The sequence below is a fragment of the Streptomyces sp. NPDC005898 genome, from assembly GCF_040629635.1.
Taxonomy (GTDB): domain Bacteria; phylum Actinomycetota; class Actinomycetes; order Streptomycetales; family Streptomycetaceae; genus Streptomyces.
Map to the genome: position 1 here is coordinate 19,830 of NZ_JBEXWC010000014.1, position 25,517 is coordinate 45,346.

The 25,517-nt window shown below is 71.6% G+C and carries 17 protein-coding genes, 2 pseudogenes and 1 riboswitch; of the genes and pseudogenes, 6 read left to right on the plus strand and 13 right to left on the minus strand.

Annotated elements, in window-relative coordinates; all coding sequences use genetic code 11:
• Window positions 1-220: 220 nt before the first annotated feature.
• Window positions 221-1,657 (minus strand): gamma-aminobutyraldehyde dehydrogenase, encoded by a 1,437-nt coding sequence (locus tag ABZ385_RS19755; RefSeq protein ID WP_358579152.1) that lies wholly within the window; start codon window positions 1,655-1,657, stop codon window positions 221-223.
• Window positions 1,658-1,819: 162 nt separating this feature from the next.
• Between ABZ385_RS19755 and ABZ385_RS19760 the strand changes: the two genes are divergently transcribed.
• The 5 genes and pseudogenes from ABZ385_RS19760 to ABZ385_RS19780 all read left to right on the plus strand — a co-directional run bounded on the left by ABZ385_RS19760 (window position 1,820) and on the right by ABZ385_RS19780 (window position 7,134).
• Window positions 1,820-2,365 carry an Lrp/AsnC family transcriptional regulator gene (locus ABZ385_RS19760; protein ID WP_358579149.1) on the plus strand — a complete coding sequence of 182 codons (546 nt, stop codon included), beginning with the start codon at window positions 1,820-1,822 and terminating at the stop codon, window positions 2,363-2,365.
• A complete protein-coding gene (locus ABZ385_RS19765; RefSeq protein ID WP_358579146.1) occupies window positions 2,350-3,729 on the plus strand; it encodes an aspartate aminotransferase family protein in 1,380 nt (459 codons plus the stop codon). The genes ABZ385_RS19760 and ABZ385_RS19765 overlap by 16 nt, the downstream gene beginning before the upstream one ends.
• 194 nt (window positions 3,730-3,923) lie before the next feature.
• Window positions 3,924-4,628: pseudogene (locus ABZ385_RS19770) on the plus strand (ATP-binding cassette domain-containing protein); the annotation flags it as partial.
• Between the two features lie 800 nt (window positions 4,629-5,428).
• Complete coding sequence (locus ABZ385_RS19775) at window positions 5,429-6,604, plus strand: hypothetical protein (protein ID WP_358912428.1); 1,176 nt, start codon at window positions 5,429-5,431, stop codon at window positions 6,602-6,604.
• Between the two features lie 125 nt (window positions 6,605-6,729).
• Window positions 6,730-7,134, plus strand: coding sequence for a VOC family protein (locus ABZ385_RS19780; RefSeq protein WP_358579141.1), 405 nt, complete (start codon window positions 6,730-6,732; stop codon window positions 7,132-7,134).
• 21 nt (window positions 7,135-7,155) lie between these two features.
• Here the strand turns inward: ABZ385_RS19780 and ABZ385_RS19785 are convergent, their stop codons facing one another.
• From ABZ385_RS19785 to ABZ385_RS19800, 4 genes are read right to left on the minus strand one after another with little or no spacing between them, the layout of a single operon-like run.
• On the minus strand, window positions 7,156-8,088 hold the full coding sequence (locus ABZ385_RS19785) for an anti-sigma factor RsbA family regulatory protein (RefSeq protein WP_358579138.1): 933 nt from the start codon (window positions 8,086-8,088) through the stop codon (window positions 7,156-7,158).
• Window positions 8,085-8,447 carry an STAS domain-containing protein gene (locus ABZ385_RS19790; protein ID WP_358579135.1) on the minus strand — a complete coding sequence of 121 codons (363 nt, stop codon included), beginning with the start codon at window positions 8,445-8,447 and terminating at the stop codon, window positions 8,085-8,087. Before ABZ385_RS19790 ends, ABZ385_RS19785 begins: the two co-directional genes overlap by 4 nt.
• A 33-nt stretch (window positions 8,448-8,480) precedes the next feature.
• Window positions 8,481-10,925 (minus strand): SpoIIE family protein phosphatase, encoded by a 2,445-nt coding sequence (locus ABZ385_RS19795; protein ID WP_358579133.1) that lies wholly within the window; start codon window positions 10,923-10,925, stop codon window positions 8,481-8,483.
• Window positions 10,922-15,244 carry a HAMP domain-containing protein gene (locus tag ABZ385_RS19800; protein WP_358579131.1) on the minus strand — a complete coding sequence of 1,441 codons (4,323 nt, stop codon included), beginning with the start codon at window positions 15,242-15,244 and terminating at the stop codon, window positions 10,922-10,924. The genes ABZ385_RS19795 and ABZ385_RS19800 overlap by 4 nt, the downstream gene beginning before the upstream one ends.
• A gap of 249 nt (window positions 15,245-15,493) precedes the next feature.
• On the opposite strand from ABZ385_RS19800, the gene ABZ385_RS19805 reads away from it, so the two are divergent.
• Window positions 15,494-16,663 carry an LOG family protein gene (locus ABZ385_RS19805; RefSeq protein ID WP_358579129.1) on the plus strand — a complete coding sequence of 390 codons (1,170 nt, stop codon included), beginning with the start codon at window positions 15,494-15,496 and terminating at the stop codon, window positions 16,661-16,663.
• Between the two features lie 73 nt (window positions 16,664-16,736).
• Here ABZ385_RS19805 and ABZ385_RS19810 read toward each other — a convergent pair whose 3' ends face one another.
• The 8 genes and pseudogenes from ABZ385_RS19810 to pyrH form a co-directional block, all read right to left on the minus strand.
• On the minus strand, window positions 16,737-17,528 hold the full coding sequence (locus tag ABZ385_RS19810; RefSeq protein ID WP_358912430.1) for a maleylpyruvate isomerase family mycothiol-dependent enzyme: 792 nt from the start codon (window positions 17,526-17,528) through the stop codon (window positions 16,737-16,739).
• Between the two features lie 99 nt (window positions 17,529-17,627).
• A pseudogene (locus tag ABZ385_RS19815) lies at window positions 17,628-18,647 on the minus strand (ABC transporter ATP-binding protein); the annotation flags it as partial.
• Window positions 18,647-20,347 (minus strand): iron ABC transporter permease, encoded by a 1,701-nt coding sequence (locus ABZ385_RS19820; RefSeq protein WP_358579124.1) that lies wholly within the window; start codon window positions 20,345-20,347, stop codon window positions 18,647-18,649. The pseudogene ABZ385_RS19815 and the gene ABZ385_RS19820, both read right to left, overlap by 1 nt.
• On the minus strand, window positions 20,323-21,402 hold the full coding sequence (locus ABZ385_RS19825; protein WP_358912432.1) for a thiamine ABC transporter substrate-binding protein: 1,080 nt from the start codon (window positions 21,400-21,402) through the stop codon (window positions 20,323-20,325). The genes ABZ385_RS19820 and ABZ385_RS19825 overlap by 25 nt, the downstream gene beginning before the upstream one ends.
• A gap of 78 nt (window positions 21,403-21,480) precedes the next feature.
• Window positions 21,481-21,597: riboswitch (TPP riboswitch) on the minus strand.
• Window positions 21,598-21,652: 55 nt separating this feature from the next.
• Entirely contained in the window at window positions 21,653-22,759 is a 1,107-nt protein-coding gene (gene rlmN, locus ABZ385_RS19830; protein WP_358579119.1) for a 23S rRNA (adenine(2503)-C(2))-methyltransferase RlmN, read from the minus strand.
• Between the two features lie 88 nt (window positions 22,760-22,847).
• Window positions 22,848-23,894 carry a phosphatidate cytidylyltransferase gene (locus ABZ385_RS19835; RefSeq protein ID WP_358912434.1) on the minus strand — a complete coding sequence of 349 codons (1,047 nt, stop codon included), beginning with the start codon at window positions 23,892-23,894 and terminating at the stop codon, window positions 22,848-22,850.
• Window positions 23,895-23,926: 32 nt separating this feature from the next.
• A complete protein-coding gene (frr, locus tag ABZ385_RS19840; RefSeq protein ID WP_358579114.1) occupies window positions 23,927-24,484 on the minus strand; it encodes a ribosome recycling factor in 558 nt (185 codons plus the stop codon).
• A 157-nt stretch (window positions 24,485-24,641) separates the two neighbouring features.
• The gene (pyrH, locus tag ABZ385_RS19845; protein ID WP_358579112.1) at window positions 24,642-25,403 is read right to left on the minus strand and encodes a UMP kinase; all 762 of its coding nucleotides are present in this window, start codon (window positions 25,401-25,403) and stop codon (window positions 24,642-24,644) included.
• Between the last annotated feature and the right edge of the window lie 114 nt (window positions 25,404-25,517).

Genomic DNA, 25,517 nt, shown 5'->3' on the forward strand with positions numbered 1-25,517 from the left:
GGGGCGGGGAGTGGATGCGCTACAGATCTTTTCGCATAAGAAGAAAGAAGGAAGCACACCGCGGAGCCGCCCCCGCGTACACAACGGTACGCGGGGGCGGGAAAGGCGTCACACGAAATAACGCCGGGCGACGGACGCGCCCCCGAGGGGGCGCGGGGCTGTGACATGTGCGGCTCCGCCGCGTGGGCGCGACCAGCCCCCACCCACCCGCGGGTGCCGACTAACCGAGGGACGTCATCACGTGCTTGACGCGCGTGTAGTCATCGAACCCATATGCCGAAAGGTCCTTGCCGTACCCCGACTTCTTGAAGCCGCCGTGAGGCATCTCGGCCACGAGAGGAATGTGCGTGTTGATCCAGACGCACCCGAAGTCCAGCACCTTGGACATCCGCATGGCGCGCGCGTGGTCCTTGGTCCACACGGAGGACGCCAGCGCGTAGTCGACGCCGTTGGCGTACTCGACGGCCTGCGCCTCGTCGGTGAAGGACTGCACGGTGATGACGGGGCCGAAGACCTCGTTCTGGATGATCTCGTCGTCCTGCTTGAGGCCGGAGACGACGGTCGGGGCGTAGAAGTAGCCCTTGTCGCCGACCCGCTGGCCGCCCGCCTCCACCTTGGCGTGCGCGGGCAGCCGCTCGATGAAGCCGGCGACCTGCTTGAGCTGGTTGGCGTTGTTGAGCGGGCCGTAGAGCACGTCCTCGTCGTCCGGCTGCCCGGTCTTCGTGTCGGCGGCGGCCTTGGCGAGCGCCGTCACGAACTCGTCGTGGATGGACTCGTGGACGAGCACGCGCGTGGCGGCCGTACAGTCCTGGCCCGCGTTGAAGAAGCCGGCGACCGAGATGTCCTCGACGGCCTTGGCGATGTCGGTGTCCTCGAACACGACGACGGGCGCCTTGCCGCCCAGCTCCAGGTGGACCCGCTTGAGGTCCTTGGCGGCGGACTCGGCGACCTGCATGCCGGCGCGCACGGAGCCGGTGATGGAGGCCATCGCGGGGGTGGGGTGCTCGACCATGGCGCGGCCGGTGTCGCGGTCGCCCGTGACGACGTTGAAGACGCCGGGCGGCACGATGGAGCCGATGATCTCGGCCATGAGGACGGTCGAGGCGGGGGTGGTGTCCGACGGCTTCAGCACGACCGTGTTACCGGCCGCGAGGGCCGGGGCGAACTTCCATACGCCCATCATCATGGGGTAGTTCCACGGCGCGACCTGCGCGCAGACGCCGATCGGCTCGCGGCGGATGATGGAGGTCAGGCCCTCCATGTACTCGCCGGCGGCGCGCCCCTCCAGCATCCGGGCCGCGCCCGCGAAGAAGCGGATCTGGTCGACCATCGGCGGGATCTCCTCGGACCGCGTGAGTCCGATCGGCTTGCCCGTGTTCTCGACCTCGGCGGCGATCAGTTCCTCGGCCCGCTCCTCGAACGCGTCGGCGATCTTCAGCAGGGCCTTCTGCCGCTCCGCGGGCGTCTGGTCGCGCCAGGCGGGGAACGCGTCGGCAGCGGCCTTCATGGCGGCGTCGACGTCGGCCTGACCCGACAGCGGCGCGGTGGCGTACGCCTCGCCGGTCGCCGGATTGATCACCTCGGTGGTCCGCCCGTCGGCCGCGTCCCGGAATTCTCCGTTGATGTAGTTGCGCAGACGGCGCAGCTCGGTGCTCACTTCCGGCCCTCCAGTCAGATGTCCAGTGGATGAGACACCCACAGTAGTCGCTGTACCGACGCTTTCAACATACCCGGCGCCCCACAACTGCGGAATCCGTGAGGATTGAAGTCTCAGACAACGAATTTCATCGGTTTGGTCTTGCGGAAGTGACGAGACGTCGTGCACAGTGAAGTCGTGGCCAGTCGCAGCGCAGACCCCAACAGCCCCCGCGGCTCCCGCACCGGAAATCCGGGCGGCAGCGGCAATGGGAACGGCACCCCTCCGGTGGACGCCGTCTCCCTGGCGATCATCGAGCAGCTCCAGGAGGACGGACGCCGTCCGTACGCCGCCATCGGCAAGGCCGTGGGCCTGTCCGAGGCGGCCGTGCGCCAGCGGGTCCAGAAGCTGCTCGACCAGGGCGTGATGCAGATCGTCGCCGTCACGGACCCGCTCACCGTGGGCTTCCGCAGGCAGGCGATGGTCGGCATCACCGTCGAGGGCGACCTCGATCCGGTGGCGGACGCGCTGACGGCCATGCCGGAAGCCGAGTACGTGGTGATGACCGCGGGCTCGTACGACCTCCTGGTGGAAATCGTCTGCGAGGACGACGACCACCTCCTGGAGGTCATCAACAAGCGCATCCGCGCCCTCCCCGGCGTGCGCTCCACCGAGAGCTTCGTCTACCTCAAGCTCAAGAAGCAGACCTATATGTGGGGAACCCGATAGCCGTGAGCAAGGACCTCAGCCAGACCGCGTACGACCACCTGTGGATGCACTTCACCCGCATGTCGGACTACGAGAACGCACCCGTGCCCACCATCGTGCGTGGCGAGGGCACCTACATCTACGACGACAAGGGCAAGAAGTACCTGGACGGCCTGTCCGGACTCTTCGTCGTCAACGCCGGCCACGGCCGTCACGAGCTGGCGGAGACCGCCTACAAGCAGGCGCAGGAGCTGGCCTTCTTCCCGGTGTGGAGCTACGCCCACCCCAAGGCCGTCGAGCTGGCCGAGCGCCTCGCGAACTACGCGCCGGGCGACCTCAACAAGGTCTTCTTCACCACCGGTGGCGGCGAGGCCGTCGAGACCGCGTGGAAGCTGGCCAAGCAGTACCACAAGCTCACCGGCAACCACACGAAGTACAAGGTCATCTCCCGCGCGGTCGCCTACCACGGCACCCCGCAGGGCGCCCTGTCCATCACCGGCCTGCCGGCCCTCAAGGCCCCCTTCGAGCCGCTCGTGCCGGGCGCGCACAAGGTGCCGAACACCAACATCTACCGCGCCCCGATCCACGGCGACGACCCGGTGGCTTTCGGCCGCTGGGCCGCCGACCAGATCGAGCAGGAGATCCTCTTCGAGGGCCCCGAGACGGTCGCGGCCGTCTTCCTGGAGCCGGTGCAGAACGCCGGCGGCTGCTTCCCGCCGCCGCCCGGCTACTTCCAGCGGGTGCGCGAGATCTGCGACAAGTACGACGTGCTGCTCGTCTCCGACGAGGTCATCTGCTCGTTCGGCCGCCTCGGCACGATGTTCGCCTGTGACAAGTTCGACTACGTCCCGGACATGATCACCTGCGCCAAGGGCATGACCTCGGGCTACTCCCCGATCGGCGCCTGCATCATCTCGGACCGGCTCGCCGAGCCGTTCTACAAGGGTGACAACACCTTCCTGCACGGCTACACCTTCGGCGGCCACCCGGTCTCGGCCGCGGTCGGCATCGCCAACCTCGACATCTTCGAGAAGGAGGGTCTCAACCAGCACGTCCTCGACAACGAGGACGCGTTCTACCAGACCCTGCGCAAGCTGCACGACCTGCCGATCGTCGGTGACGTCCGCGGCAACGGCTTCTTCTACGGCATCGAGCTGGTGAAGGACAAGGCCACCAAGGAGACCTTCAACGACGAGGAGACCGAGCGCGTCCTGTACGGCTTCCTCTCCAAGGCGCTCTACGACAACGGCCTGTACTGCCGCGCCGACGACCGCGGTGACCCGGTCGTCCAGCTCGCCCCGCCGCTGATCTCCACCCAGGAGACCTTCGACGAGATCGAGGGCATCCTGCGGCAGGTCCTCACGGAGGCCTGGACGAAGCTCTGACCTTCGGCCGATCGGGCGCGATTGTCCGATCAGCACCGGCCCGGGGGCGCCCGTTCGAGTGAGAACGGGCGCCCCCGGGCCGCGTCTTTTCCGGGCAAGTCCGCCCGAATCCCTAGCGTGCCCAGTGACCGATCGGCCCCGCCTTCGTTCCCCCGTACGGGGGAGGCAAACTGATCTGAACCGAGGTGTACGCCATGGTGGCCCCGCCGGACAACGACGTGCTGCGGACACGCGCACTGCACGTCACACACAATGGCTCCCCCGCCCTCACCGGCGTCTCGCTCGGTGTCCGCGAGGGCGAGATCCTCGCCGTGAACGGCCCGCGCGGCAGTGGCAAGACGACCCTGCTGCGGTGCCTGTCGGGCCAGCTGCCGCCCCAGCAGGGCGAGATCTGGTTCAACAGCACCCCCGTGCACACCATGGGTCCCCTGGTGCGGGAGCGGCTGCGCCGGGAGCGCTTCGGCTGGATCGACCCCGCGCCCCACCTCGTGCCCGAGCTGACCGCCTGGGAGAACGTCGCCCTGCCGCTGCTGCTGCGCGGCGCCCCGCACCGCGTCGCCAGGCCCGCCGCCCAGGAGTGGCTGGACCGCCTCGACGTCGGCGGCTGCGCCCGCAAGCGGCCGCACGCCCTCCACCAGGCCGAGCGCCAGCGCGTCGCCGTCGCCCGCGCGCTCGTCACCACACCGGCCGTGATCTTCGCCGACGAGCCGACCGCCCCGCTGCACCGCGCCGACCGTGCGCACGTCCTGCGTACGCTGATGACCGCGGCCCGCTCGCACGCCATCACGGTCGTGCTCGCCACGCACGACCCGGATCTGGCCGCCCTCGCGGACCGCACCGTCGCCCTCCTGGACGGCCGCCTCGTCAACACGCTCCAGCTGCCGCCCCTCACCGACACCCTCGCCCCGACGGGCCCGGCGCCGGGCGCCGGGGCGGCGGCCTCGGCGGAGAGCCCCGACGGCGACCCCACGGACTCCCCCGACTCCGGCGCGCCCGCTCCCCCCGGCTCCCAGGACGCGGGGACCCCGAGCACCACGGACCTCGCGAACAGCACCCCGGACACCGAGAACGCCTCGGACGCCCCCGACACCTCGGGCGCCCCGGCCTCGGACACCTCGGATGCCTCGGACGCCTCGGACACCCCGGATGCCCTGGATGCCTCGGGTACGCCGGGCACCTCGGGCACCCCGGCCTCGGACACCTCGGACGCCTCGGACACCCCGGACACCCCGGATGCCTCGGGTACGCCGGGCACCTCGGGCACCCCGGCCTCGGACACCTCCGACACCTCCGACACCTCGGGTGCCCCGGGCACCCCCGGCACCCCCGGCACCCCGGACACCCCGGACACCCCAAGCGCACCGACCGCCTCGGGGACCCCCAGCACGCCAGCCGCCTCGGACACCTCAGACGCCTTGGATACCGCAGACACCCTGCACGCCTCGGCCGCCCCGGGCGCCTCAAGCACCCCGAGCACCCCGAACGCCTCGGGCACCACCGGCACCCCAGGCACCACCGGCACCCCAGGCGCCCCGAAAACCCAGAGCCGCACCTCGGACGCCCCGGACACCTCGGCTGCCGCGAGCGCCCCGGACGCCCCCCATGGCCCAGGCACCTCCCAGGACCCGGGGTCCCCGGACGCGCCGCGTGGCGGGGCGTGTCCCGGGTCCGGTGTCCGCGACGCGGAAGGTCGGGCCGCGTGCTCGCTCTCCGTCTAGCCCGCGGGGCGCACCCCCTCGTCCAGCTGCGGCGGCTGCTCGTCGCCGGCGCGTCCGCCGGCACCGGCTTCCTGCTGCTGTGCACCCTGGCGTACGCCATGCGGCACCCGGGGGCCGGTTCCGTGCTGCGGCTCGCCTGGTGCGTCGCGCCGCTCGCCGCGACCGTGTACTTCGCCGTCGCCGTGGCCCGCGCCGACCCGAGCACCCGGCCCCGCGCCGGACTCTCCGCCGTGGGCCTCGGCCCGGGGCGCCTGATGGTGCTCGCCGCGATCTCCACGGCCTTGGCCTGCGTACTGGGCTCCCTGGTGGCGCTGCTCGGCTTCCTGCATCTGCGCGGCGACCTGACGGGCCTGCCCTTCGACGGCGCGGCGGCCGAACTCCTCGCCGCCGACCGGCCGTTGCCGCTCGCCGCCGCGCTGACCCTGCTCACCGTGGTGCCGGTCGCCGCCTCCGCCGCGAGCGCGGCCGCGCTGCGCCCCGCATCGGACAAGGCGGGGGCCTCCGGCGCCCGGACCGCCGAGGCCGCGCAGGAACCGGACGCCCCCGCCCCGACCCCGAGCGGTCTGCCCTGGGGCGTCGCGCTGCTCGCGGCGGGCCTCGCCGTGGAGACGTACGCGGGCAGGTCCGGCGCCGGCTCGGGCCTGCCGCTGCCGGGCGGCGGCGTCACGGGCGACCCCGCGGGCGTCCTCGCCGGCTGGGCGCTGACCGCGCTCGGCCTCGCGCTCGCCGGCCCCGGCCTCACCCACCTCTGCGGCCGGATCCTCCAGGCGGCACGGCCGGGCGCCGTACGGCTGCTCGCCGGACGGGTCCTGCAGGAGGAGGCCCGGCGCATCGGACGGCCGCTCGGCGTGCTGTGCGCGGTGGCGTCGGGCACGTACGCCTGTGCCGTGCTGTACGCCGGTCCGCGCCCCGGCATCGGCCCGCTCACCGCCCTCGGCGGGCTGCTCGTGGCGGGCTGTGCCGTGCTGACCCTGCTCACGGCGGCCGTCGAGGCCCGGCAGTCCCGCGCGGACACCACGGCGGCGCTGTTGCGGCTGGGGGCGCCCGCGACGGTGCTGCGCGGCTCGGCGGCGCTGCGGGCCGGCGCGCTGACCGCCGTCTTCGCCCCGCTGACCTGGGTCGTCGCGGAGCTGGCGGCGCTTCCGCTCACCCGTTGAGAAATTTGTGCGAGAAAAAGCGCGACAAGCGATGAGTTCGGTGCCGGTCCGCCGTCTAACCCTCCGTACGACACACGCGTACGGCAGACGCACGCGGCACACGCGACTCACCGGGAGAGACACCCATGTACCAGCAGATGATCTTCGTGAACCTCGCCGTGGACGACGTCGAGGCGTCGAAGAAGTTCTTCACGGGCCTCGGCTACCGGCTGAACCCGCAGTTCTCCGGCGAGGAGAGCGCGTGCGTGGTCATCAGTGACACGATCGTCGTGATGATGCTGAGCAAGCAGCACTACGCGCAGTTCACGGACAAGGAGATCGCGGACTCCGCGAAGACCAGCGAGGCGCTGCTGTGTCTGAGCGCCGAGAGCCGCGAGCGGGTTGACGAGATCGTCGACAGGGCCGTCGCCGCCGGCGCCACGCCCGGCAAGGTCCAGGACTACGGCACGATGTACGGCCGCGCGTTCGACGACCTGGACGGCCACACCTGGGAGTTCATGTGGATGGACCCCGCCCAGGTCCAGGGCTGACCGACAGCCGGGCGCCGGCGGTCAGCAGTGGAAGTGGGCGTGGATGGTCGTGCCCGCCCGCGGGTCGGTGTGAATGCGGACGAGGTCCGCGACCACGTGCACGAGCAGCAGTCCCCTGCCCCCGCTCTGGCCCGGGGGCGGCGGGCGGCGGCCCGCGAGCGGGTCGGCGAGGACCCCCTCGTCCCGCACCTCGCAGACGACGGAGTGGTCCTGCGCCCAGACCCGCAGCGCACCGGACCCCGGCCCGTGCACCACGCTGTTGGTGGTCAGCTCGGCCACGGCCAGGGCGAAGTCGTCCAGCCGGGAGGCGGGCAGGCCCAGCTCCGCCGCCCGACCGGTGGCGTAGTGCCGTATGTCGGGCAGTGTCTGCGCCGTGTAGTGCGTCTGCGGCACGTCGGCGGGCGCGGTCAGCGGCTCGTTGTAGCGGGAGATCACCGCTTCGGGGGCGTAGGCCGCGCTGGGGCCGTGCCGGCCGTCCTCGATGACCGTGGGGTGCGTGGCGTAGGCGTCGGCCAGGACCGCTTCTTCCAGCCGCTCCAGGTCGTAGGGACACAGGATGGTCGCCGCGCGGCCCTGGAAGGCGAGGTTGATCAGCGCCTCGTGCTGGACGCAGGCGGGGTACTCCGTCGGGGTGCGCCCGGCCCAGATGGGCTCGCCGATGATCCGCACCCGCCCGGTGGGGTGGGCGTCGGCGAAGGCACGCAGCACCCGCGGGATGATCCGGCCGGGGTTGCGTCCCACCTGCGTCATGTCGAGGAGGCGCACCTGGGCGGCGCGCGGGCCCAGCGCGTCGCGGATGAGTTCCAGGTTCGGCCCGGGGACCGCCACCGCCACCGCCTCACCGGCGTCCAGGCCCTCTTCGACGAACGGTACGGTGCCGGCCACGTACTCCCGTTCACCCCGGTAGAACAGCGCTGGGTGGACGAAGGGTTCGGTCTCGGTCACGGCACTCATGATGTGGCCACCTCGATTGCAGACAGATCGGGCCAGAAAAGCTCCAGCAGACGGCTCAGGGCGGGCGGCGGGCTCTCCAGAACGAGCCGCTGCCCGCCGTGCAGACCCTGGGCCGTCATCGCCAGGGCCGTGGCGCCGGCCATGTCGATGAAGGTCAGTGCCGAGAGGTCGAAGTGGTACGGGCCGCGCTGCCGCCGGGCCGCCCGTTCCAGGGCCTGCTCCCACGCCGGGCGCGTGGGCAGGCAGACCTCGCCCGCCACCTCTAGGCCGGCGCGGTCCGGCAGGGGGCGGATGTGCAGTCGCTCGCCGGACGGCGGCGCTTGATCGGCCTTCACTTTCCCCCCATACGGCTCGTCCACGTCGTCCCTCCGCTTCCATCCCGTACGTCGCGCTCAGGTGACCCGGACGCCGATGAGACAGGTGTCGTCATCGGTGTCGGAGGCGCTGTGCGTGAGCAGTCTGTCGAGTTGCTGCTCCAGGTTCGCGGTGGGGGGTCCCGCTGTGGTCAACAGACGGGCCAGGGAGTCCTGCACCGATTCGTCACGGCGCTCCACCAGTCCGTCGGTGTACATCAGCAGGATGTCACCGGGTTCCAGGCTCAGTTCCTGTTCCTCGTAAGAGGCGTCGGACAGGGCGCCCAGAAGGATACCGCCCGCCGGGGGCAGCGGTGCCGCCTCCTGCCCGCGCAGCAGGACCGGGGGCAGGTGCCCGGCGCGCGCCCAGCGCAGGGTGTGGCGCTCCGGGTCGTACAGGCCGCACACAGCCGTGGCCGTGACCTGGCTGGTCAGGTGGTGGGCCACGATGTTGAGCCAGGACAGCAGCTGCCCGGGGCCGGCCCCGGTGACGGCGAGGCCCCGCATGGCGTTGCGCAGGACCACCATGCTGGTGGCGGCCTCGATGCCGTGCCCGGCCACGTCGCCCACGCAGAGCAGGATCTGCTTGGACGGCAGGGTCACCGCGTCGTACCAGTCGCCGCCGACCATGGACTCCGACTCCGCGGGCCGGTACCGCACGGCGATCTGCAGCCCCGGGCTGCTCAGCGGGGCCTGGGTGGGCGGCATGATCGCGTGCTGCAGCTGGAGGGTCAGGCGGTTGCTCTCGGCGGCCTGCTGCTCGGTGTGCGCCAGCTGGTCGCGGGTCGCCGCCAGCGCCACCTCGGTCCAGTGCTGGGAGGAGATGTCCTGGTAGGCGCCGCGTACGGAGAGCAGTCTGCCGTCGGCGTCGAGAACCGGTTCGGCGATCACCCGCATGTGCCGGGTGACGCCGTCGGGGCGGCCGAGTCGGAAAGCGGCCGAGGACGGGCGGCGGCGGTGGAGCACCGTGCGCAGGAAGCGGCGGATGGTGGTGGCGTCGTCGGGATGGGCGTACGACGTCAGCGCCTCCAGGGGTACGGGCGACGCGTCGTGCGGCCGGCCGTACAGATCGAACAGCTGATCGTTCCAGGTGACCTCGCCCGTGGTGAGGTTCTCCTCGAAGCCGCCGATCCTGCCCAGGCGCTGGGCGTGCTGCAGGAGGTGGGCCAGGCGGGCCGCCTCGTCCTGAATGCGCCAGATGAGCAGGACGCAGCCACCTTGGCGGCTGATGCTGATGTCGGCGACCGCGTCGAGAGAGACCTGCCCGACCAGCGCGGTCAGGGTCATCCGGCGGGTGCGGAACGGCTCGCCGGTCGCGTAGACCCGCTCGATCCTGTCGAACAGCTCGCTGCCGCTGACGGCCATGGGGTAGGCCTCCAGCAGCAGCGCCCCGTGCACCGCGCTGCGCGGGCGGCCCGCCGGGTCGACGAAGCTGCTGTTGACGTGGTGGACCCGGAAGTCCGTGAGCTGTCCGTCCGCGGTCAGGTGCGGGATCAGGACCAGGGCGGGGTCGTACAGGCCCTCGGCCAGCTCGACCAGCTCGGCGAGTTCCGGCGCGGGCACCCAGGTGTCCACGGAGGGCGCGGGCGCCGTGTCCGGACGGCTCTCCAGGGTGTGGGCGCACAGCTCCGCCAGCGCCTCGATCTGGCGCAGGATCTGCGGTGTCTGCGGTTCCAGCGGCTCCGGCCAGCAGATCTCCAGGACGCCGCTGACGCGGCCGCCGGTGCCCACCGGCAGGGCGATGCGGCCGCCGTGGGGGTGCTGGGCCCGGCCCACGGACGGCAGGCCCTGCGCGGCCATGTCCGTGACGTGCACGGTCTGCCGCTCGGTCAGCGCCCGGCGGGCCAGGGTGGACACGCCCGGCGGTACGTAGCGCCAGCGGTCGGCCTCGACCGCTCCGAATCCCGCGTGGCCGGCCAAGGTCAGGGACGCGTCGGTCCCCGCGCTCCACACGGCGACGGCGCAGGCGCCCAGCGGGGTCAGGGCGTGCGCGAGGAGCGACTGGGCGGCCGCCTGCGTGTCCCCCGAGGCCAGCGCGCCGCTCTCCGCCGTGCGCAGGCGCACGCCGACGGAGGTCGCGGCCGGCTCGGCGTCCGGTTCGCCGTTGGCCCGGCTGGCGAAACCGCTGGCGATCTCGGCGAGGCGGTCCTGGGCCGACTGGTTGATGATGTCCGCGGCCAGCTCCAGCTGGGAGACGCCCGCCTCCTCGGCGAGCGAGGCCAGTTGCCGCGCGGCCATGGCGGGACCGCACCGCAGCCGTTCGACCAGCACGCCCTTGGCCAGTTCGATCAGGGCGCGGCCGTCGGCGGCCGCTTGCGCGGCGAGGATCTCGCCGCGCAGGCGCTCCACCGTCGCGGCGAGCCGCCCCACGCCGCTGCGCTCCGTCTCGGGCTCGTCCGGCTGGTGTCCCGGCGTGGCGGAGAGCTCCGACGGGGACGGCGCGTCCTCGCGGGCGGGGTCCCCAGGGGGTGTCGAGGTGGTCATTGTGTTGCCGACTCCTCACTGAGCCAGCGCCCCATGCAGGCGACGAGGTCGTTGGCGTCGACCGGCTTGGTGACGTAGTCGCTGGCGCCGGAGGCCAGGCTCTTCTCGCGGTCGCCCGGCATGGCCTTCGCCGTCACGGCGATGATGGGCAGCGTCGCGTAGGCCGGGTCCTGCCGGATCTCCGCCGTCGCCGCGTAGCCGTCCATCTCGGGCATCATCACGTCCATCAGGACGAGGTCGATCTCCGGGTTGGCGCGCAGCGTCTCGATGCCCTTGCGTCCGTTCTCGGCGTGCAGGACCTCGACGCCGTGCATCTCCAGGATGCCGCTGATGGCGTACAGGTTGCGGGCGTCGTCGTCCACGACCAGCACGAGCCGTCCGGACAGTCCGCCGCCGGCCGCCTGCGGGGGCCGCTGCTCGCCGACCTCCTCCCCGCGCACCAGCGGGACCACGTCGCCGGGCTGCTCGGCGGACAGGTGCAGCGCGATGCGCTCGCGCAGCTCGTCGAGGCTGGAGATCAGCTCCAGGGGCCGGGTCAGGGACCGCGACTGGAGGCGCTGCTCGTGCTCCGGATCCAGCCGGCGGCTGTTGTGCGCGAGGACGGGCACCGAGGTCACGGCGGTGTCGCCGTCCATCGCGTCGAGGAACCGCAGCGCCTCGTCCTTCGGCATGTCGAGTTCGAGGACGACGCAGTGGCAGGCCCCCGCGGCCAGGCTCTCGGCCGCTTCTACCGCGCCGACGGCGGTGATGACCTCGATGCCCGCGTCCGCCGACTTCCCGGAGAGGTCGCGGCCGCCGGACAGATCGGCCACGGCGCTCTCGGCGACCAGGGACAGCAGGCCGCGGGCCCGCCCCTCGACCACGAGCAGCCGGCGCCGCTGCCGGGGCTCCGGGGCGGCGAGGGGGTTGCCCGGCCCGTCGTCCTGCGGACGCGCGGGCGCGATCTGCGCGGGGGGCGCGGGGGCGCCCACGGCCTTCTCCCACTCGGCGCGGGTCACCGGCAGGTAGAGCGTGAACGTGCTGCCCTGCCCGTGCGTGCTGGCGGCGACGACCACGCCGCCGAGGAGGTGGGCGATCTCGCGGCTGATGGACAGGCCGAGACCGGTGCCGCCGTACTTGCGGCTGGTGGTGCCGTCGGCCTGCTGGAACGCGCCGAAGATCGCTTCGAGCTGGTGCTCGGCGATGCCGATGCCGGTGTCCTTGACCCGGAAGGCCAGCATCGCCTCGCCGCGCCGGACGGACGCCGGCACCTCGCTGTCCCCGGCCATCTCGATGCGGAGCTCGACGCTGCCCCGCTCGGTGAACTTGACCGCGTTGGACAGCAGGTTGCGCAGGATCTGGCGCAGCCTCGAATCGTCGGTGCGCAGCTCGGCGGGGACGTCGGGCGCGGTGCTGATGGTGAATTCGAGGTTCCGCTGGGTGGTCATCGGCCGGAAGGTGGCCTCGACGTAGTCCAGCAGCTTGCGCAGCGCCACCCGCTCGGGGGTGATGTCCATCTTGCCCGCCTCGACCTTGGACAGGTCGAGGATGTCGTTGATGAGCTGGAGCAGGTCGGAGCCCGCCGAGTGGATGATGCCCGCGTACTCGACCTGCTTCGCGGTGAGGTTGCGGGTGGGGTTCTGCGCGAGGAGCTGGGCGAGGATGAGCAGGCTGTTCAGCGGGGTGCGCAGCTCATGGCTCATGTTGGCCAGGAACTCCGACTTGTACTTGGAGGTGAGGGACAACTGCTGCGCCCGCGCCTCCAGTTCCTGGCGCGCCTGCTCGATCTCCAGGTTCTTCGTCTCGATGTCGCGGTTCTGGGAGGCCAGCAGGGCCGCCTTCTCCTCCAGTTCGGCGTTGGAGCGCTGCAGTTCGTCCTGCTGGACCTGCAACTCCGTGGAGCGGGCCTGGAGTTCGGCCGTCAGCCGCTGGGACTCCTCCAGGAGCTCGTCGGTGCGCGCGTTGGCGACGATGGTGTTGACGTTCACCCCCAGCGTCTCCATCAGCTGTTCCAGGAAGTCCCGGTGCACCGGGGTGAACTGCTCGAACGACGCCAGCTCGATGACGCCGAGCACCTGGTCCTCGACGAGGATCGGCACCACCATCAGGCTGCCCGGCACGGCCTGTCCGAGCCCGGAGGAGATGCTGACGTAGTCCGCCGGGATCTGCTGGACGGCGATGGGCCGTCTGCTGCGCGCCGCCTGCCCGACCAGGGACTCCCCGAGCCCGAAGCGCCGGTGGCCGGCGGACTCGACCGGGCGGCCGTAGGACCCGACCAGCCTGAGGTCGGTGGATCCGTCCGTCTCCTCGGCGAGGTAGAAGGCCCCGTACTGCGCGGCCACCAGGGGGGCCAGCTCGTCCATCACCAGCTCCGCGACCACGGCGAGGTCGCGGTGGCCCTGCATCAGACCGGAGATGCGGGCGATGTTGGACTTGAGCCAGTCCTGCTCCTGGTTGGCCATGGTCGTCTCGCGCAGCGACTCGACCATGGTGTTGATGTTGTCCTTCAGTTCGGCGACCTCACCGGAGGCGTCGACCGTGATGGAGCGGGTCAGGTCGCCCTCGGCGACCGCGCTCGCCACCTCGGCGATGGCGCGCACCTGCCGGGTGAGGTTGCCGGCCAGTTCGTTCACGTTCTCGGTCAGGCGCTTCCAGGTGCCCGAGACGCCCTCGACCTCGGCCTGGCCACCCAGCCTGCCCTCGCTGCCGACCTCGCGCGCCACGCGCGTCACCTCGGCGGCGAACGCCGAGAGCTGGTCGACCATCGTGTTGATGGTGGTCTTCAGCTCCAGGATCTCGCCGCGGGCGTCGACGTCGATCTTCTTCGACAGGTCGCCGTTGGCCACCGCGGTGGTGACCAGGGCGATGTTGCGCACCTGGTTGGTGAGGTTGTTCGCCATCGAGTTGACGTTGTCGGTGAGGTCCTTCCACGTGCCGGCCACGTTGGGCACGCGGGCCTGGCCGCCGAGCTGGCCCTCGGTGCCGACCTCGCGCGCCACGCGCGTGACCTCGTCGGCGAAGGCGGAGAGCGTGTCGACCATGGTGTTGATGCCGCCGGCGAGCGCGGCGACCTCGCCCTTGGCCTCGACGGTGATCTTCTGCGAGAGGTCGCCGCGCGCCACCGCCGTGGCGACCTGGGCGATGGAGCGCACCTGACCCGTCAGGTTCGACGCCATGACGTTGACGTTGTCGGTGAGGTCCTTCCAGGTGCCGGAGACACCGCGGACCGTCGCCTGGCCGCCGAGGTTGCCCTCGGTGCCGACCTCGCGGGCGACGCGGGTGACCTCGTCGGCGAAGGCGGAGAGCTGGTCGACCATCGTGTTGATGGTCTCCTTCAGCTCCAGGATCTCGCCCCGGGCGTTGACCTTGATCTTCTGCGACAGGTCTCCGCCGGCGACCGCGGTGGCCACCTGCGCGATCGAGCGAACCTGGTCCGTCAGGTTGCCGGCCATGCTGTTCACGGAGTCGGTCAGGTCCCGCCAGGTGCCCGAGACGCCCTTGACGTCGGCCTGGCCGCCCAGGATGCCCTCGGTGCCCACGTCGCGCGCCATGCGGGTGACCTCGTCGGCGAACGAGGAGAGCTGGTCGACCATCGTGTTGATGGTGTCCTTCAGCTCCAGGATCTCGCCGCGGGCGTTGACCGTGATCTTCTGCGACAGGTCGCCCTTGGCCACGGCCGTGGTGACCTGGGCGATGTTGCGGACCTGGTCGGTGAGGTTGCCGGCCATCAGGTTCACCGAGTCGGTCAGGTCCCGCCAGACGCCGCCGACGCCCGGCACCTGGGCCTGGCCGCCCAGCCGGCCCTCGCTGCCGACCTCGCGGGCGACGCGGGTGACCTCGTCGGCGAAGGCGGAGAGCTGGTCGACCATCGTGTTGACGGTGTCCTTCAGCTCCAGGATCTCGCCCCGGGCGTCCACGTCGATCTTCTGCGACAGGTCGCCCTTGGCCACCGCGGTCGCCACCTGGGCGATGTCGCGGACCTGGGTGGTCAGATTGCCCGCCATGGCGTTCACCGAGTCGGTCAGGTCCGCCCAGGTCCCCGAGACGCCGGGTACGACGGCCTGCCCGCCCAGGGTTCCCTCGGTGCCGACCTCCCGGGCCACCCGGGTCACCTCGGAGGTGAACAGCGACAGCTGGTCGACCATGCCGTTGAAGACGGTGGCGATCTCCCCGATGAGTCCGTCGCCCTCGTCCGGCAGCCGCGTGCCGAAGTCCCCGTCCCGCACCGCCGTGAGTCCCGCGAGCAGCTGCCGCAGCTCCGGCTCGCCCACTCCGCCGCCCTCGCCAGAGGACCGCGATCGTGACGCCGAGCGCTCCTTCTCGACCGCCGCCTCAGCCATGATCGCTCGACCTCGTTTCACTCGGTTACTCACGACAAAGGGCAGCCCCACCCGGGCAGCACTTCGCCTGCCCATCGGGACTGCCATCGGACTCGCACAAACTTCACCGTCTGAACACGGCTTTACAAACATACGCAGCGAGTCGTTCAACTCGTACCCAGGGGCCGAGATTTATCTCTCAGCACGAAGCGCCCCAGAACCGACATTCCGGATACGGGCGGTCTCACGGCGCCCTCCTAGTATGGGCGCATGCAGCCGACCGACGAACACGCATCCGCCCCGCCGTCCGGTGAGGACCGCGAGATCGAGACCCTCGCCGAGTTCGACGACGTACAGGCACGCGGCGCGCTCGCCGGCTGCCGCGTCCAGGCCGTCGACCTCACCGAGCGCACCGCCGCGCTCCTGAGCGCCGACGTCGCGGGCGCCGTCTTCCTCGGCTGCCCCATGGACGAGGAGGCGGCGGCGAAGGTGCGGGCCTCGGGCGCCCTGGTCTTCCCGCCGGTGCCGGGCCTGCCGTTCAATCCCTACCGCGGGCTGCTCTACACCCCGGACGACCTCTTCGCCGGCCTCGCCGACGGCGGCTACGACGCGACGCCGGACGCCCACGCCTACGCCTGGTTCCAGCGGACCAAGGCCGACGGCGACGTGTTCTCCTCGATGCTGCGCGCCATACACGACGACTCCATCTCCGACGCCCTGGACGAGCAGCTCGCCGGGGCCGGCGTGGTGGGCGTCATGGGCGGCCACGCGATGGCCCGGGGCACCGAGGCCTACGCGGGGGCGGCGCGGCTCGGCCGCGCCCTGGCCCGCTCCGGGTTCACCGTCGCCACCGGTGGCGGGCCGGGCGCGATGGAGGCGGCGAACCTCGGCGCGTACGCCGCCGTCTTCGCCGACAGCATGCTGGACGAGGCGCTGGAACTCCTCGCCAAGGCCCCCTCGTTCACGCCGTCGGTCACCGAGTGGGCGCGGGCCGCCTTCGCGGTCCGCGAGCGCTGGCCCTCGGGGGGCGCCTCGGTCGGCATCCCCACCTGGTTCTACGGCCACGAGCCGCCGAACGCCTTCGCCTCGCACCTGGCGAAGTACTTCGCCAACGCCACCCGCGAGGACGGCCTCCTGGCCCGGTCGAACGCGGGGGTCGTCTTCCTGCCGGGGGCGGCGGGGACGGTCCAGGAGGTCTTCGACAACGCCACCCCCAACTACTACGAGTCGCGCGGCAAGCCGACCCCGATGGTCCTGGTCGACCGCGCGCACTGGACGGACCACCTGCCGGTCTGGCCGCTGCTCCGGTCCCTGGCGGACGGCAGGTCCATGGCGTCCCGGATCGCGCTGGTGGACCGGGTGGAGGACGCCCCGGCCGCGCTCGACTCGCTCCTGTCGGGCGCGGGTCACGCCTCCCAGGGCCCCGCGAGCACCTCGTAGGACCGCCCCGGGAGCGCGCGGCCCGCGGGCGCGAGGGACCCGCCCCGGTCTCGCGGCGCCGGGCCCGGGTCCGTCAGCCGAAGGTGGCCCGCTCCAGCCAGAAGTCCAGCAGCTCCCGCTCCCCCAGCACCTCCACGCGTCCGGCGTCCAGCGGCCGCCGCCGGTAGAAGGCCAGCAGCACCTCGGTGAGCGGGCCGCGCAGTGTGACGTCCGCCTCGGCGTGGCCGCGCCGCCAGGTGAAGCCGTCCTCGCCCAACTCGACGAGCCACTCGGCGTCCAGGCCGGGCGGCGCGTCGGTCGCGTGCAGACGCAGGGAGCGTCCGGCGCCCCGCAGCTCCGCCGCACTGCCCCCGGGCATGTTGAGCTGGATGAACCGCAGGAGGTCCAGCCACTCGTCGATCGCGTCGGCGGCGACCTCCGGGGCGATCTCGTAGGCGACCCCGACGGTGATCGCCGCGTCCGCGCGGTGGATCGCCAGCTCGTGCGTCATGCGCCGCGCCCAGAATCCGGCGGTGTGGTCGTCGGCCCACGTCCACACTTCGGCGCCGGCACCCGCCTCGCGGAAGGTTTGGGTGCCGAGCGCGGCGGTCTCGGCCAGCCAGGCGTCCAGGGCGGCCGGGTCGTCGCCCTCGGGCCCCGCGGCGTGCGGGATCTCCCCGGCCGGGATGTTCTGCCGCGCGCGCGTCGCGACCAGCCGCTCGCTCCAGCGCACCGCCTCGCCCGTGTGCCGGGCGAGCTGCGCCAGCGTCCAGTCGGGGCACGTCGGTACGGTGGCGGCGAGGTCCGCGCCCTTCAGTGTGGCTCGCAAGAGGTCGAGCTGGGTGGTGACTTCGGCGCAGTAGCGGTCATGGCTCAGAGTGGTCATGATCGAACACTAGGGTGATTTACGCACCGGGGACACTGCAATTTCCGGCGTCGCGCCCTGCCGCCGCGCCGAGCCCGCCTCCGGCACCGCGTCCGCCTCCCCGAGGACGACGACGTCCCCGGCGTCGAAGCCCGCCCCGACGACCTCGCCGACCTCGGGCGCCCGGCGCAGCGCGCACGCCGCCTCCAGGCTCGGCCCCTCCTTCGGCTGGAGGCGCAGGGCGACGTGGGTGCCGCGGAACGTACGGGCCGTCACCTCGCACGGCAGCCCCTCGTCCGGGGCGAGCAGCCGCACACCGGCCGGGCGCACCAGGATCCTGTGCCTTCCTGCCGGGGTGCCCGGCGGCACGGGAACGGCTCCCCAAACCGTCGCGGCCGTCCCACCGGTGACCGTCGCGTCCACGATGTTGTCGAAGCCCAGGAAGCGGGCGACGAACTCGTCCGCCGGACGCCGCCAGACCTCAAGGGGCGTACCGGACTGCGCGATCCGCCCGTCCCGCATGACGAGGACCCGGTCGGCGAGCGCGAACGCCTCGCCCTGGTCGTGCGTGACGGCGAGCACGGTCGTACCCAACTCGCCGAAGAGGTCGCGCAGTTCCACCACCAGCCGCTCCCGCAGCGACCGGTCGAGCTGGCCCAGCGGCTCGTCCAGCATCAGCAGCCGGGGCCGGGGGGCCAGGGCGCGCGCGAGCGCGACCCGCTGCTGCTCGCCGCCGGAGAGCGAGGCGACCGCGCGCCGCTGCGCCTTCGGCAGCCCGACGAGTTCGAGCAACTCGGCGACCCGGTCGGCCTGTTCGGAGCGCGAGGCGCCGCGCATCCGCAGCCCGAAGGCGACATTGCCCGCCACGTCGCGCTGCGGGAAGAGCTGGTGGTCCTGGAACATGAGGCCGACGCCCCGCTTGTGTGCCGGCACCCCGCGCTGGTCGCGGCCGGCCAGCTCGACCCGCCCGGCGTCGAGCGCCTGGAGCCCCGCCACCACCCGCAGCAGCGTCGACTTGCCGCTGCCGCTCGGCCCGAGCACACAGACGATCTCGTGCTCGGCGACCTCAAGGTCCACGGCGTCGAGCGCGGCCCGCGCCCCGAAGCGGACACTCGCCCCGGCAAGTCTCAGCAGGGTCATCAGAACTCTCCGGAGGTACGGTCGGCCCGCAGGCGTTCCAGGAGCAGCAGGGACACCGCGCACACCACCATCAAAAGGGTCGACAGGGCCATCGCCTGCCCGTAGTTGAGGTCACCGGCGCGGCCGAGCAGCCGGGCCACGGCGACCGGCAGCGTCGGGTTGTCGGGCCGCGCGATGAACACGGTCGCCCCGAACTCGCCGAGCGAGACGGCGAACGCGAACCCGGCGGCGATCAGCAGCGCCCGCCGCACCATCGGCAGGTCCACCTCCCGCCAGGCCCGCAGCGGCGAGGCCCCGAGGACGGCCGCCGCCTCGCGCAGCCGCCCGTCGACCGCGCGCAGGACGGGCAGCATGGTGCGCACGACGAAGGGCACGCCGACCAGGGCCTGGGCGAGCGGCACCAGGATCCAGGTGGCCCGCAGATCGAGCGGCGGCTCGTCCAGCGTGATCAGGAACCCGAAGCCGACGGTCACCGCCGACACCCCGAGCGGCAGCATGAGCAGCGCGTCGAAGCCGCGTACGAGGCGGCCCGCGCGCCGGGTGAGCGCGGCCGCGGCGAGCCCGCCGACGACGACCGCGATGGCGGTGGCCACGATCGCGTACTGGAGGGAGTTCCAGATCGCCTCGATCGGCGGCACGAGGAAGGCGCCGCCCTCCGCCGAGGTCAGCTCCGCGTAGTACGTCACGCCGAAGCCGTCGGGTCCGTCGAAGGACCGCTGGACGAGCACGCCGAGCGGCAGCAGGATCAGCAGGGCGATCGTCGCCATGACCGAGGCGAGCAGCGTCCACTGGCCGGCGCCGCGCGGGCGGCGCGCGGCGGCCGAGGCGTCGACCAGCTTCAGCACGCTCTCGCGCCGCCGTGCCGTCCACGCGTGGACCGCCAGGATCAGCCCGACCGCGGCGAACTGCACGAGGGTCAGGACGGCGGCCGTCGGCAGGTCGAGGAGCTGGGCGGTCTGGCGGTAGATCTCCACTTCGAGCGTGGAGTACGCGGGTCCGCCGAGGATCTGCACGACGCCGAAGGAGGTGAAGGTGAAGAGGAAAACCATCAGCGCGGCGGCGGCCACCGCCGGGCCGAGCGCGGGCAGTGTCACGGTCCGCCAGGCCGTCCAGCGCGAGGCGCCGAGCATCCGCGCGGCCTCCTCCTGGCGCGGATCGAGCTGCGACCAGAGCCCGCCGACCGTGCGGACGACGACCGCGTAGTTGAAGAACACGTGGGCGAGCAGGATCGCCCACACGGTGGTGTCCAGGCGTACGCCCCACAGCTCGTCGAAGAGCCCGCCGCGCCCGATCAGCGCGAGGAAGGCGGTGCCGACGACGACCGTCGGCAGCACGAACGGCACCGTCACGACGGCCCGCAGCGTCCGCTTGCCCGGGAAGTCGAAGCGCGCGAAGACGTACGCGCCGGGGAGCGCGATCAGCAGCGTGAGCGCGGTCGACGCGAGCGCCTGCCAGGTGGTGAACCACAGCACGTGCCGGACGTCGGACTGTCCCAGCACGTCCGCGATCCGCCCGAGGCGCCAGGCGCCGTCGACGCGCAGGCCGCGCGCGACGATCGCGGTGACCGGATAGGCGAAGAAGAGCGCGAAGAACGCGACGGGCACGGCCAGCAGACCGAGCCGCGTCGCGCTCCCCCGGCCGAGGCCCGCCCGGGAGGCCCGGGAGCGGGACTTCGTCACTTCAGTACGAGCGAGGTCCACGACTTGATCCACGGCTCGCGGTTGTCGGCGATCTTCTTCGGATCCATGGTCGCGGGCTTGTCGACGCGCGCGCCGTGCTCGGTGAACAGCTCGGGCAGCTTCGTGCCCTCGCGCACCGGGTTGACGAACATGTTCAGCGGCATGTCCTCCTGGAACTCCTTGCCCACGAGGAAGTCCAGGAGCGCCTTGCCGCCCTTGGTGTTCCCGGCATTGGCGAGCAGGCCCGCGTACTCGACCTGGCGGAAGCACGTGCCGGTCGCGACGCCGGTCGGGGCGTGCTTCGGCCGCGGCTTGCCGTAGAGCACCTCGACGGGCGGCGAGGAGGCGTAGGAGACGACGAGCGGCCGCTCGCCGCCCGCCTTCCTGCCGCCGGCGGAGCCGGAGAACTCCTCGTTGTAGGCCTGCTCCCAGCCGTCGACGACCTTGACGCCGTTGGCCTTGAGCTTCTTCCAGTAGCCTTGCCAGCCGTCGTCGCCGTACTCGGCGGCGGTGCCGAGCAGGAAGCCGAGGCCGGGCGAGGAGGTCGAGGCGTTCTCGGTGACCAGCAGGTCCTTGTAGGCGGGCCTGGTCAGGTCCGCGAAGGACTTCGGCGGCGCCAGCTTCTTGTCGGCGAAGTACTTCTTGTCGTAGTTCACGCAGATGTCGCCGCTGTCGACGGGCGTGACCCGGTGCTCGGCCTCGTCGACCCGGAACTCCGGCCTGATCGCGCCCGAGCCCTTGGCCTCGTACGACTGGAAGAGGCCGTGGTCGAGCGCCCGCGACAGAAGGGTGTTGTCGACGCCGAAGAAGACGTCGCCCTGCGGGTTGTCCTTGGAGAGGATCGCCTTGTTCACGGCGGCGCCCGCGTCGCCGTCCTTGAGGACCTTGACCCGGTACCCGGAGCGCTTCTCGAAGTCCTTCAGTACGTCCTTGGAGACGTTGAAGGAGTCGTGGCTGACGAGGGTGACGGTCTTGGAGTCGGCCTCGTCGGAGCCGTCCCCGGAGCCGCAGGCCGAGAGGGCGCCGAGCCCGAGGCCCACCGCGACGGCGACGGACGTGATCTTCTTGGTGCTCACTTGGATGTCCTCCTGGGTGTCCAGGAAGAGACGCGGCCCTGCCCGCGGGCCCAGGGGCACACGGGCAGGGCGCAACAGCTTGAGTCGTGCCCGAACTTCCTACCCAGAATGACCTGGGCGAGGTTCAGAGGGTCTGCGGCCCACCTGTCCAAGGTGCCGCACTCTCAGCGCTGTGGCGCTCCCCTGTCGGAATATGCAGATGTGATGACGACCGTACGCGACCGTGTGTGCGAGGCGTACGCCCGTCAGACTACCTCTCGGCCGCGGCGAGCTGGCCGCACGCCCCGTCGATCTCCTGGCCGCGGGTGTCCCGGATGGTCACCGGCACCCCGTGGGCCGCGATGGCCTCCACGAACGCCTTCTCGTCCTCGGGCCGCGAGGCCGTCCACTTCGAGCCCGGCGTGGGGTTCAGCGGGATGAGGTTCACGTGGACCGGCTTGCCCTTGAGCAGCCGGCCGAGCCGGTCACCGCGCCACCCCTGGTCGTTGATGTCGCGGATCAGCGCGTACTCGATGGACAGGCGGCGGCCGGACTTGGCGGCGTACTCCCAGCCCGCGTCGAGCACCTCCCGCACCTTCCACCGCGTGTTGACGGGGACGAGCGTGTCGCGCAGGTCGTCGTCCGGGGCGTGCAGCGAGATGGCGAGGCGGCACTTGAAGCCCTCGTCGGAGAACCGGTGGATGGCGGGCACGAGCCCCACCGTCGACACCGTGATGCCGCGCTGCGAGAGGCCGAGCCCGTCGGGCTCGGGGTCGGTGAGGCGGCGGATGGCGCCCGTCACGCGGTTGTAGTTGGCCAGTGGCTCGCCCATGCCCATGAAGACGATGTTGGACAGCCGCGCGGGCCCGCCGGGGATCTCGCCGTCCCGCAGGGCGCGCATGCCGTCCACGATCTGGTGCACGATCTCGCCCGTCGACAGGTTCCGGTCGAGGCCGGCCTGGCCGGTGGCGCAGAACGGGCAGTTCATGCCGCACCCGGCCTGGGAGCTGATGCACATGGTCACCCGGTCGGGGTAGCGCATGAGCACCGACTCGACCAGCGTGCCGTCGAAGAGGCGCCACAGCGTCTTGCGCGTGGTGTCGTCGTCGCAGCTGATGTGCCGCACCACGGACATCAGGTCGGGCAGCAGCGCTTCCCGGAGCTTGTCGCGCGCGCCGGCGGGGATGTCGGTCCACTCGGCCGGGTCGTGGGCGTAGCGCGCGAAGTAGTGCTGCGAGAGCTGCTTGGCGCGGAACGGCTTCTCGCCGATGGCGGCGACGGCTTCTTTGCGCTCGGCGGGCGTGAGGTCGGCGAGGTGCCGCGGCGGCTTCTTGGCTCCGCGGGGCGCGACGAAGGTGAGTTCTCCGGGTACAGGCATGGTTCTTCCAGTGTCGCAGACATGTGGCAAGGGGCCCGCCGCCCTGTGGACAACGAGCCCCATACGCACATCCGCGCAGGTCAGACGGTCAGCCAGACCCCACGAAGATCACCAGCAGGAGCCAGACGACCGGGGCCGTCGGCAGCAGGGAGTCCAGGCGGTCCATGATGCCGCCGTGGCCCGGCAGCAGCGTGCCCATGTCCTTGATGCCGAGGTCCCGCTTGATCATCGACTCGCCGAGGTCGCCGAGCGTGGCGCTCGCCGCGACCGCGAGGCCGACCAGCAGCCCCTGCCACCAGGTCCCGTCGTCGATCAGGAACTCCATGCACAGCGCGCCCGCGGCCATCGCGAACGCGACGGCGCCGAACAGGCCCTCGCGGGTCTTGCCGGGGCTGATGCGCGGCGCCAGCTTGTGCTTGCCGAAGCGCCAGCCGATGGCGTACGCGCCCGTGTCGCTGACCACGGTCAGCAGCAGGAACGTCAGCACCCGGCGCGGCCCGTCGTCGGCGGTGAGCATCAGTGCCACGAACGTCGCGAGGAAGGGGACGTAGAAGGTCGCGAAGACCCCCGCCGTGACGTCCTTCAGATAGCCCTCGGGGGGCTCGGTCATCCGCCAGACGAGTACCGCGAGCGCGGTGAGCGCCATCGCCACCCAGGCGCCCTCGGGACCCCGGACGTACCCGGCGACGACCATCGCCGCGCCACCGACCGCGAGCGGCACCAGCGGCGCCTTGATGCCCTTGCGCTCGTCGAGCCGGGAGGTCAGCTCCCACAGGCCGACCACGACGGCGACCGCTATGACGCCGATGAAGACGGCCTTCACGATGAACAGCGACGCGATGATCACCGCGCCGAGTCCCACACCGACTCCTATGGCCGCGCCGAGGTCACGGCCCGCGCTCTTCTTCTGCGAAGGCCGCGGCGCTGCCGGGACGGGCTGGGGTGCGCTGGGCATGGGCTCCTGCGGGGGCGCGGGGGTGTCGGGCACGACGGGCATCGGCTGCGTCACGGACGGAAGCAGCGCGTCCTGCGCATCGTACGCGGGACCTGCCGGGGGTGCCCCCCGACCAGACCCCTGGTCGGGCGGCACCCAGTACCCGGCTGTGGGCCGCGCCCCCCAGGAAGAGTCGTTCACGGATCGGTTTCCTGATTCCTCGGACCGGGCCTTCAGACTTCGAGCAGCTCGGTTTCCTTGTGCTTGAGCAGCTCGTCCACCTGGGTGACGTACTTGGCGGTGGTGTCGTCGAGGTCCTTCTCGGCGCGACGGCCCTCGTCCTCGCCGATGTCGCCGTCCTTGACCGCCTTGTCGATGGCTTCCTTGGCCTTGCGGCGGATGGAGCGGATCGAGATCTTGGAGTCCTCGGCCTTGGTCTTGGCGACCTTGATGAACTCCTTGCGACGGTCCTGCGTCAGCTCGGGGAACGTCACCCGGATGATGTTGCCGTCGTTGCTCGGGTTGACGCCGAGGTCGGAGTCGCGGATCGCCTGCTCGATGTTGCGCAGCGCGCTCTTGTCGAACGGGGTCACCACGGCCATCCGCGGCTCGGGCACCGAGAACGAGGCCAGCTGGTTGATCGGCGTCAGCGCGCCGTAGTAGTCCGCCACGATCTTGTTGAACATCGCCGGGTGCGCACGGCCGGTGCGGATCGCGGCGAAGTCCTCCTTGGCGACCACGACGGCCTTCTCCATCTTCTCCTCGGCCTCGAGGAGGGTCTCTTCGATCACCACTTGCTCCTGCGTGTCTTGAGTAGGCCCGGCTAGCACGGGGCGGCCGGCTGCGTCGCGTGTCTTTCCTGCACGGTGTCCGACCGGCAGGGCTTTGTCCATCCCTCTCAAGTGACGTCTCGCGTCCGTCCCTTGAGCCGGGCTCAGGTCCGCGGGGTCAGGCCCGGCTTCCCTTGTCGCCCACGAGAGTGCCGATCTTCTCACCCTTGACGGCCCGGGCGATATTGCCTTCGGAGAGCAGCTCGAAGACGAGGATGGGCAGCTTGTTGTCCCGGCACAGCGTGATCGCGGTCATGTCGGCGACCTTGAGGTCCCGGGTGATGACCTCGCCGTAGCCGAGCGCGTCGAACTTCACCGCGTCGGGGTTGGTCTTGGGGTCGGAGTCGTAGACCCCGTCCACGCCGTTCTTGCCCATGAGCAGCGCCTCGGCGTCGATCTCCAGGGCGCGCTGGGCGGCGGTGGTGTCGGTGGAGAAGTACGGCATGCCCATGCCGGCGCCGAAGATGACCACGCGGCCCTTCTCCAGGTGCCGCACGGCGCGCAGCGGGATGTACGGCTCCGCGACCTGCCCCATGGTGATGGCGGTCTGGACGCGGCTGTCGATGCCCTCCTTCTCCAGGAAGTCCTGGAGGGCGAGGCAGTTCATGACCGTGCCGAGCATGCCCATGTAGTCCGAGCGGGCCCGGTCCATGCCGCGCTGCTGGAGCTCGGCGCCGCGGAAGAAGTTTCCGCCGCCGATGACGATGGCGATCTGGGCGCCGTCGCGGACCACGGCCGCGATCTCGCGCGCGATGGCGTGCACCACGTCGGGATCGACCCCGAGGCCGCCTCCGCCGGCGAACGCCTCGCCGGAGAGCTTCAGCAGGAAGCGTCCGGCGCCTTTGTCGTCGTCACTCTTCGAGTCGGCCTTGGTGGTCATGGTGTTCTCGCTTCTCTTACTTGACACACATACGAAGAAGGCCACCGCCGGTGGGGTGTCGTTCGCATCCCATGCTCGGCAGTGGCCTCCTCGTCAGATCCTGCGGTCGTACAT

Excerpts from the sequence above, each read along its gene's own strand:
- ABZ385_RS19780 (WP_358579141.1), top strand. The coding sequence starts at position 6,730 with ATGTACCAGCAGATGATCTTCGTGAACCTCGCCGTGGACGACGTCGAG.
- ABZ385_RS19785 (WP_358579138.1), bottom strand. The coding sequence starts at position 8,088 with ATGAGTGCCGTGACCGAGACCGAACCCTTCGTCCACCCAGCGCTGTTC.
- ABZ385_RS19795 (WP_358579133.1), bottom strand. The coding sequence starts at position 10,925 with ATGACCACCTCGACACCCCCTGGGGACCCCGCCCGCGAGGACGCGCCG.
- ABZ385_RS19800 (WP_358579131.1), bottom strand. The coding sequence starts at position 15,244 with ATGGCTGAGGCGGCGGTCGAGAAGGAGCGCTCGGCGTCACGATCGCGG.
- ABZ385_RS19805 (WP_358579129.1), top strand. The coding sequence starts at position 15,494 with ATGCAGCCGACCGACGAACACGCATCCGCCCCGCCGTCCGGTGAGGAC.
- ABZ385_RS19810 (WP_358912430.1), bottom strand. The coding sequence starts at position 17,528 with ATGACCACTCTGAGCCATGACCGCTACTGCGCCGAAGTCACCACCCAG.
- rlmN (WP_358579119.1), bottom strand. The coding sequence starts at position 22,759 with ATGCCTGTACCCGGAGAACTCACCTTCGTCGCGCCCCGCGGAGCCAAG.
- pyrH (WP_358579112.1), bottom strand. The coding sequence starts at position 25,403 with ATGACCACCAAGGCCGACTCGAAGAGTGACGACGACAAAGGCGCCGGA.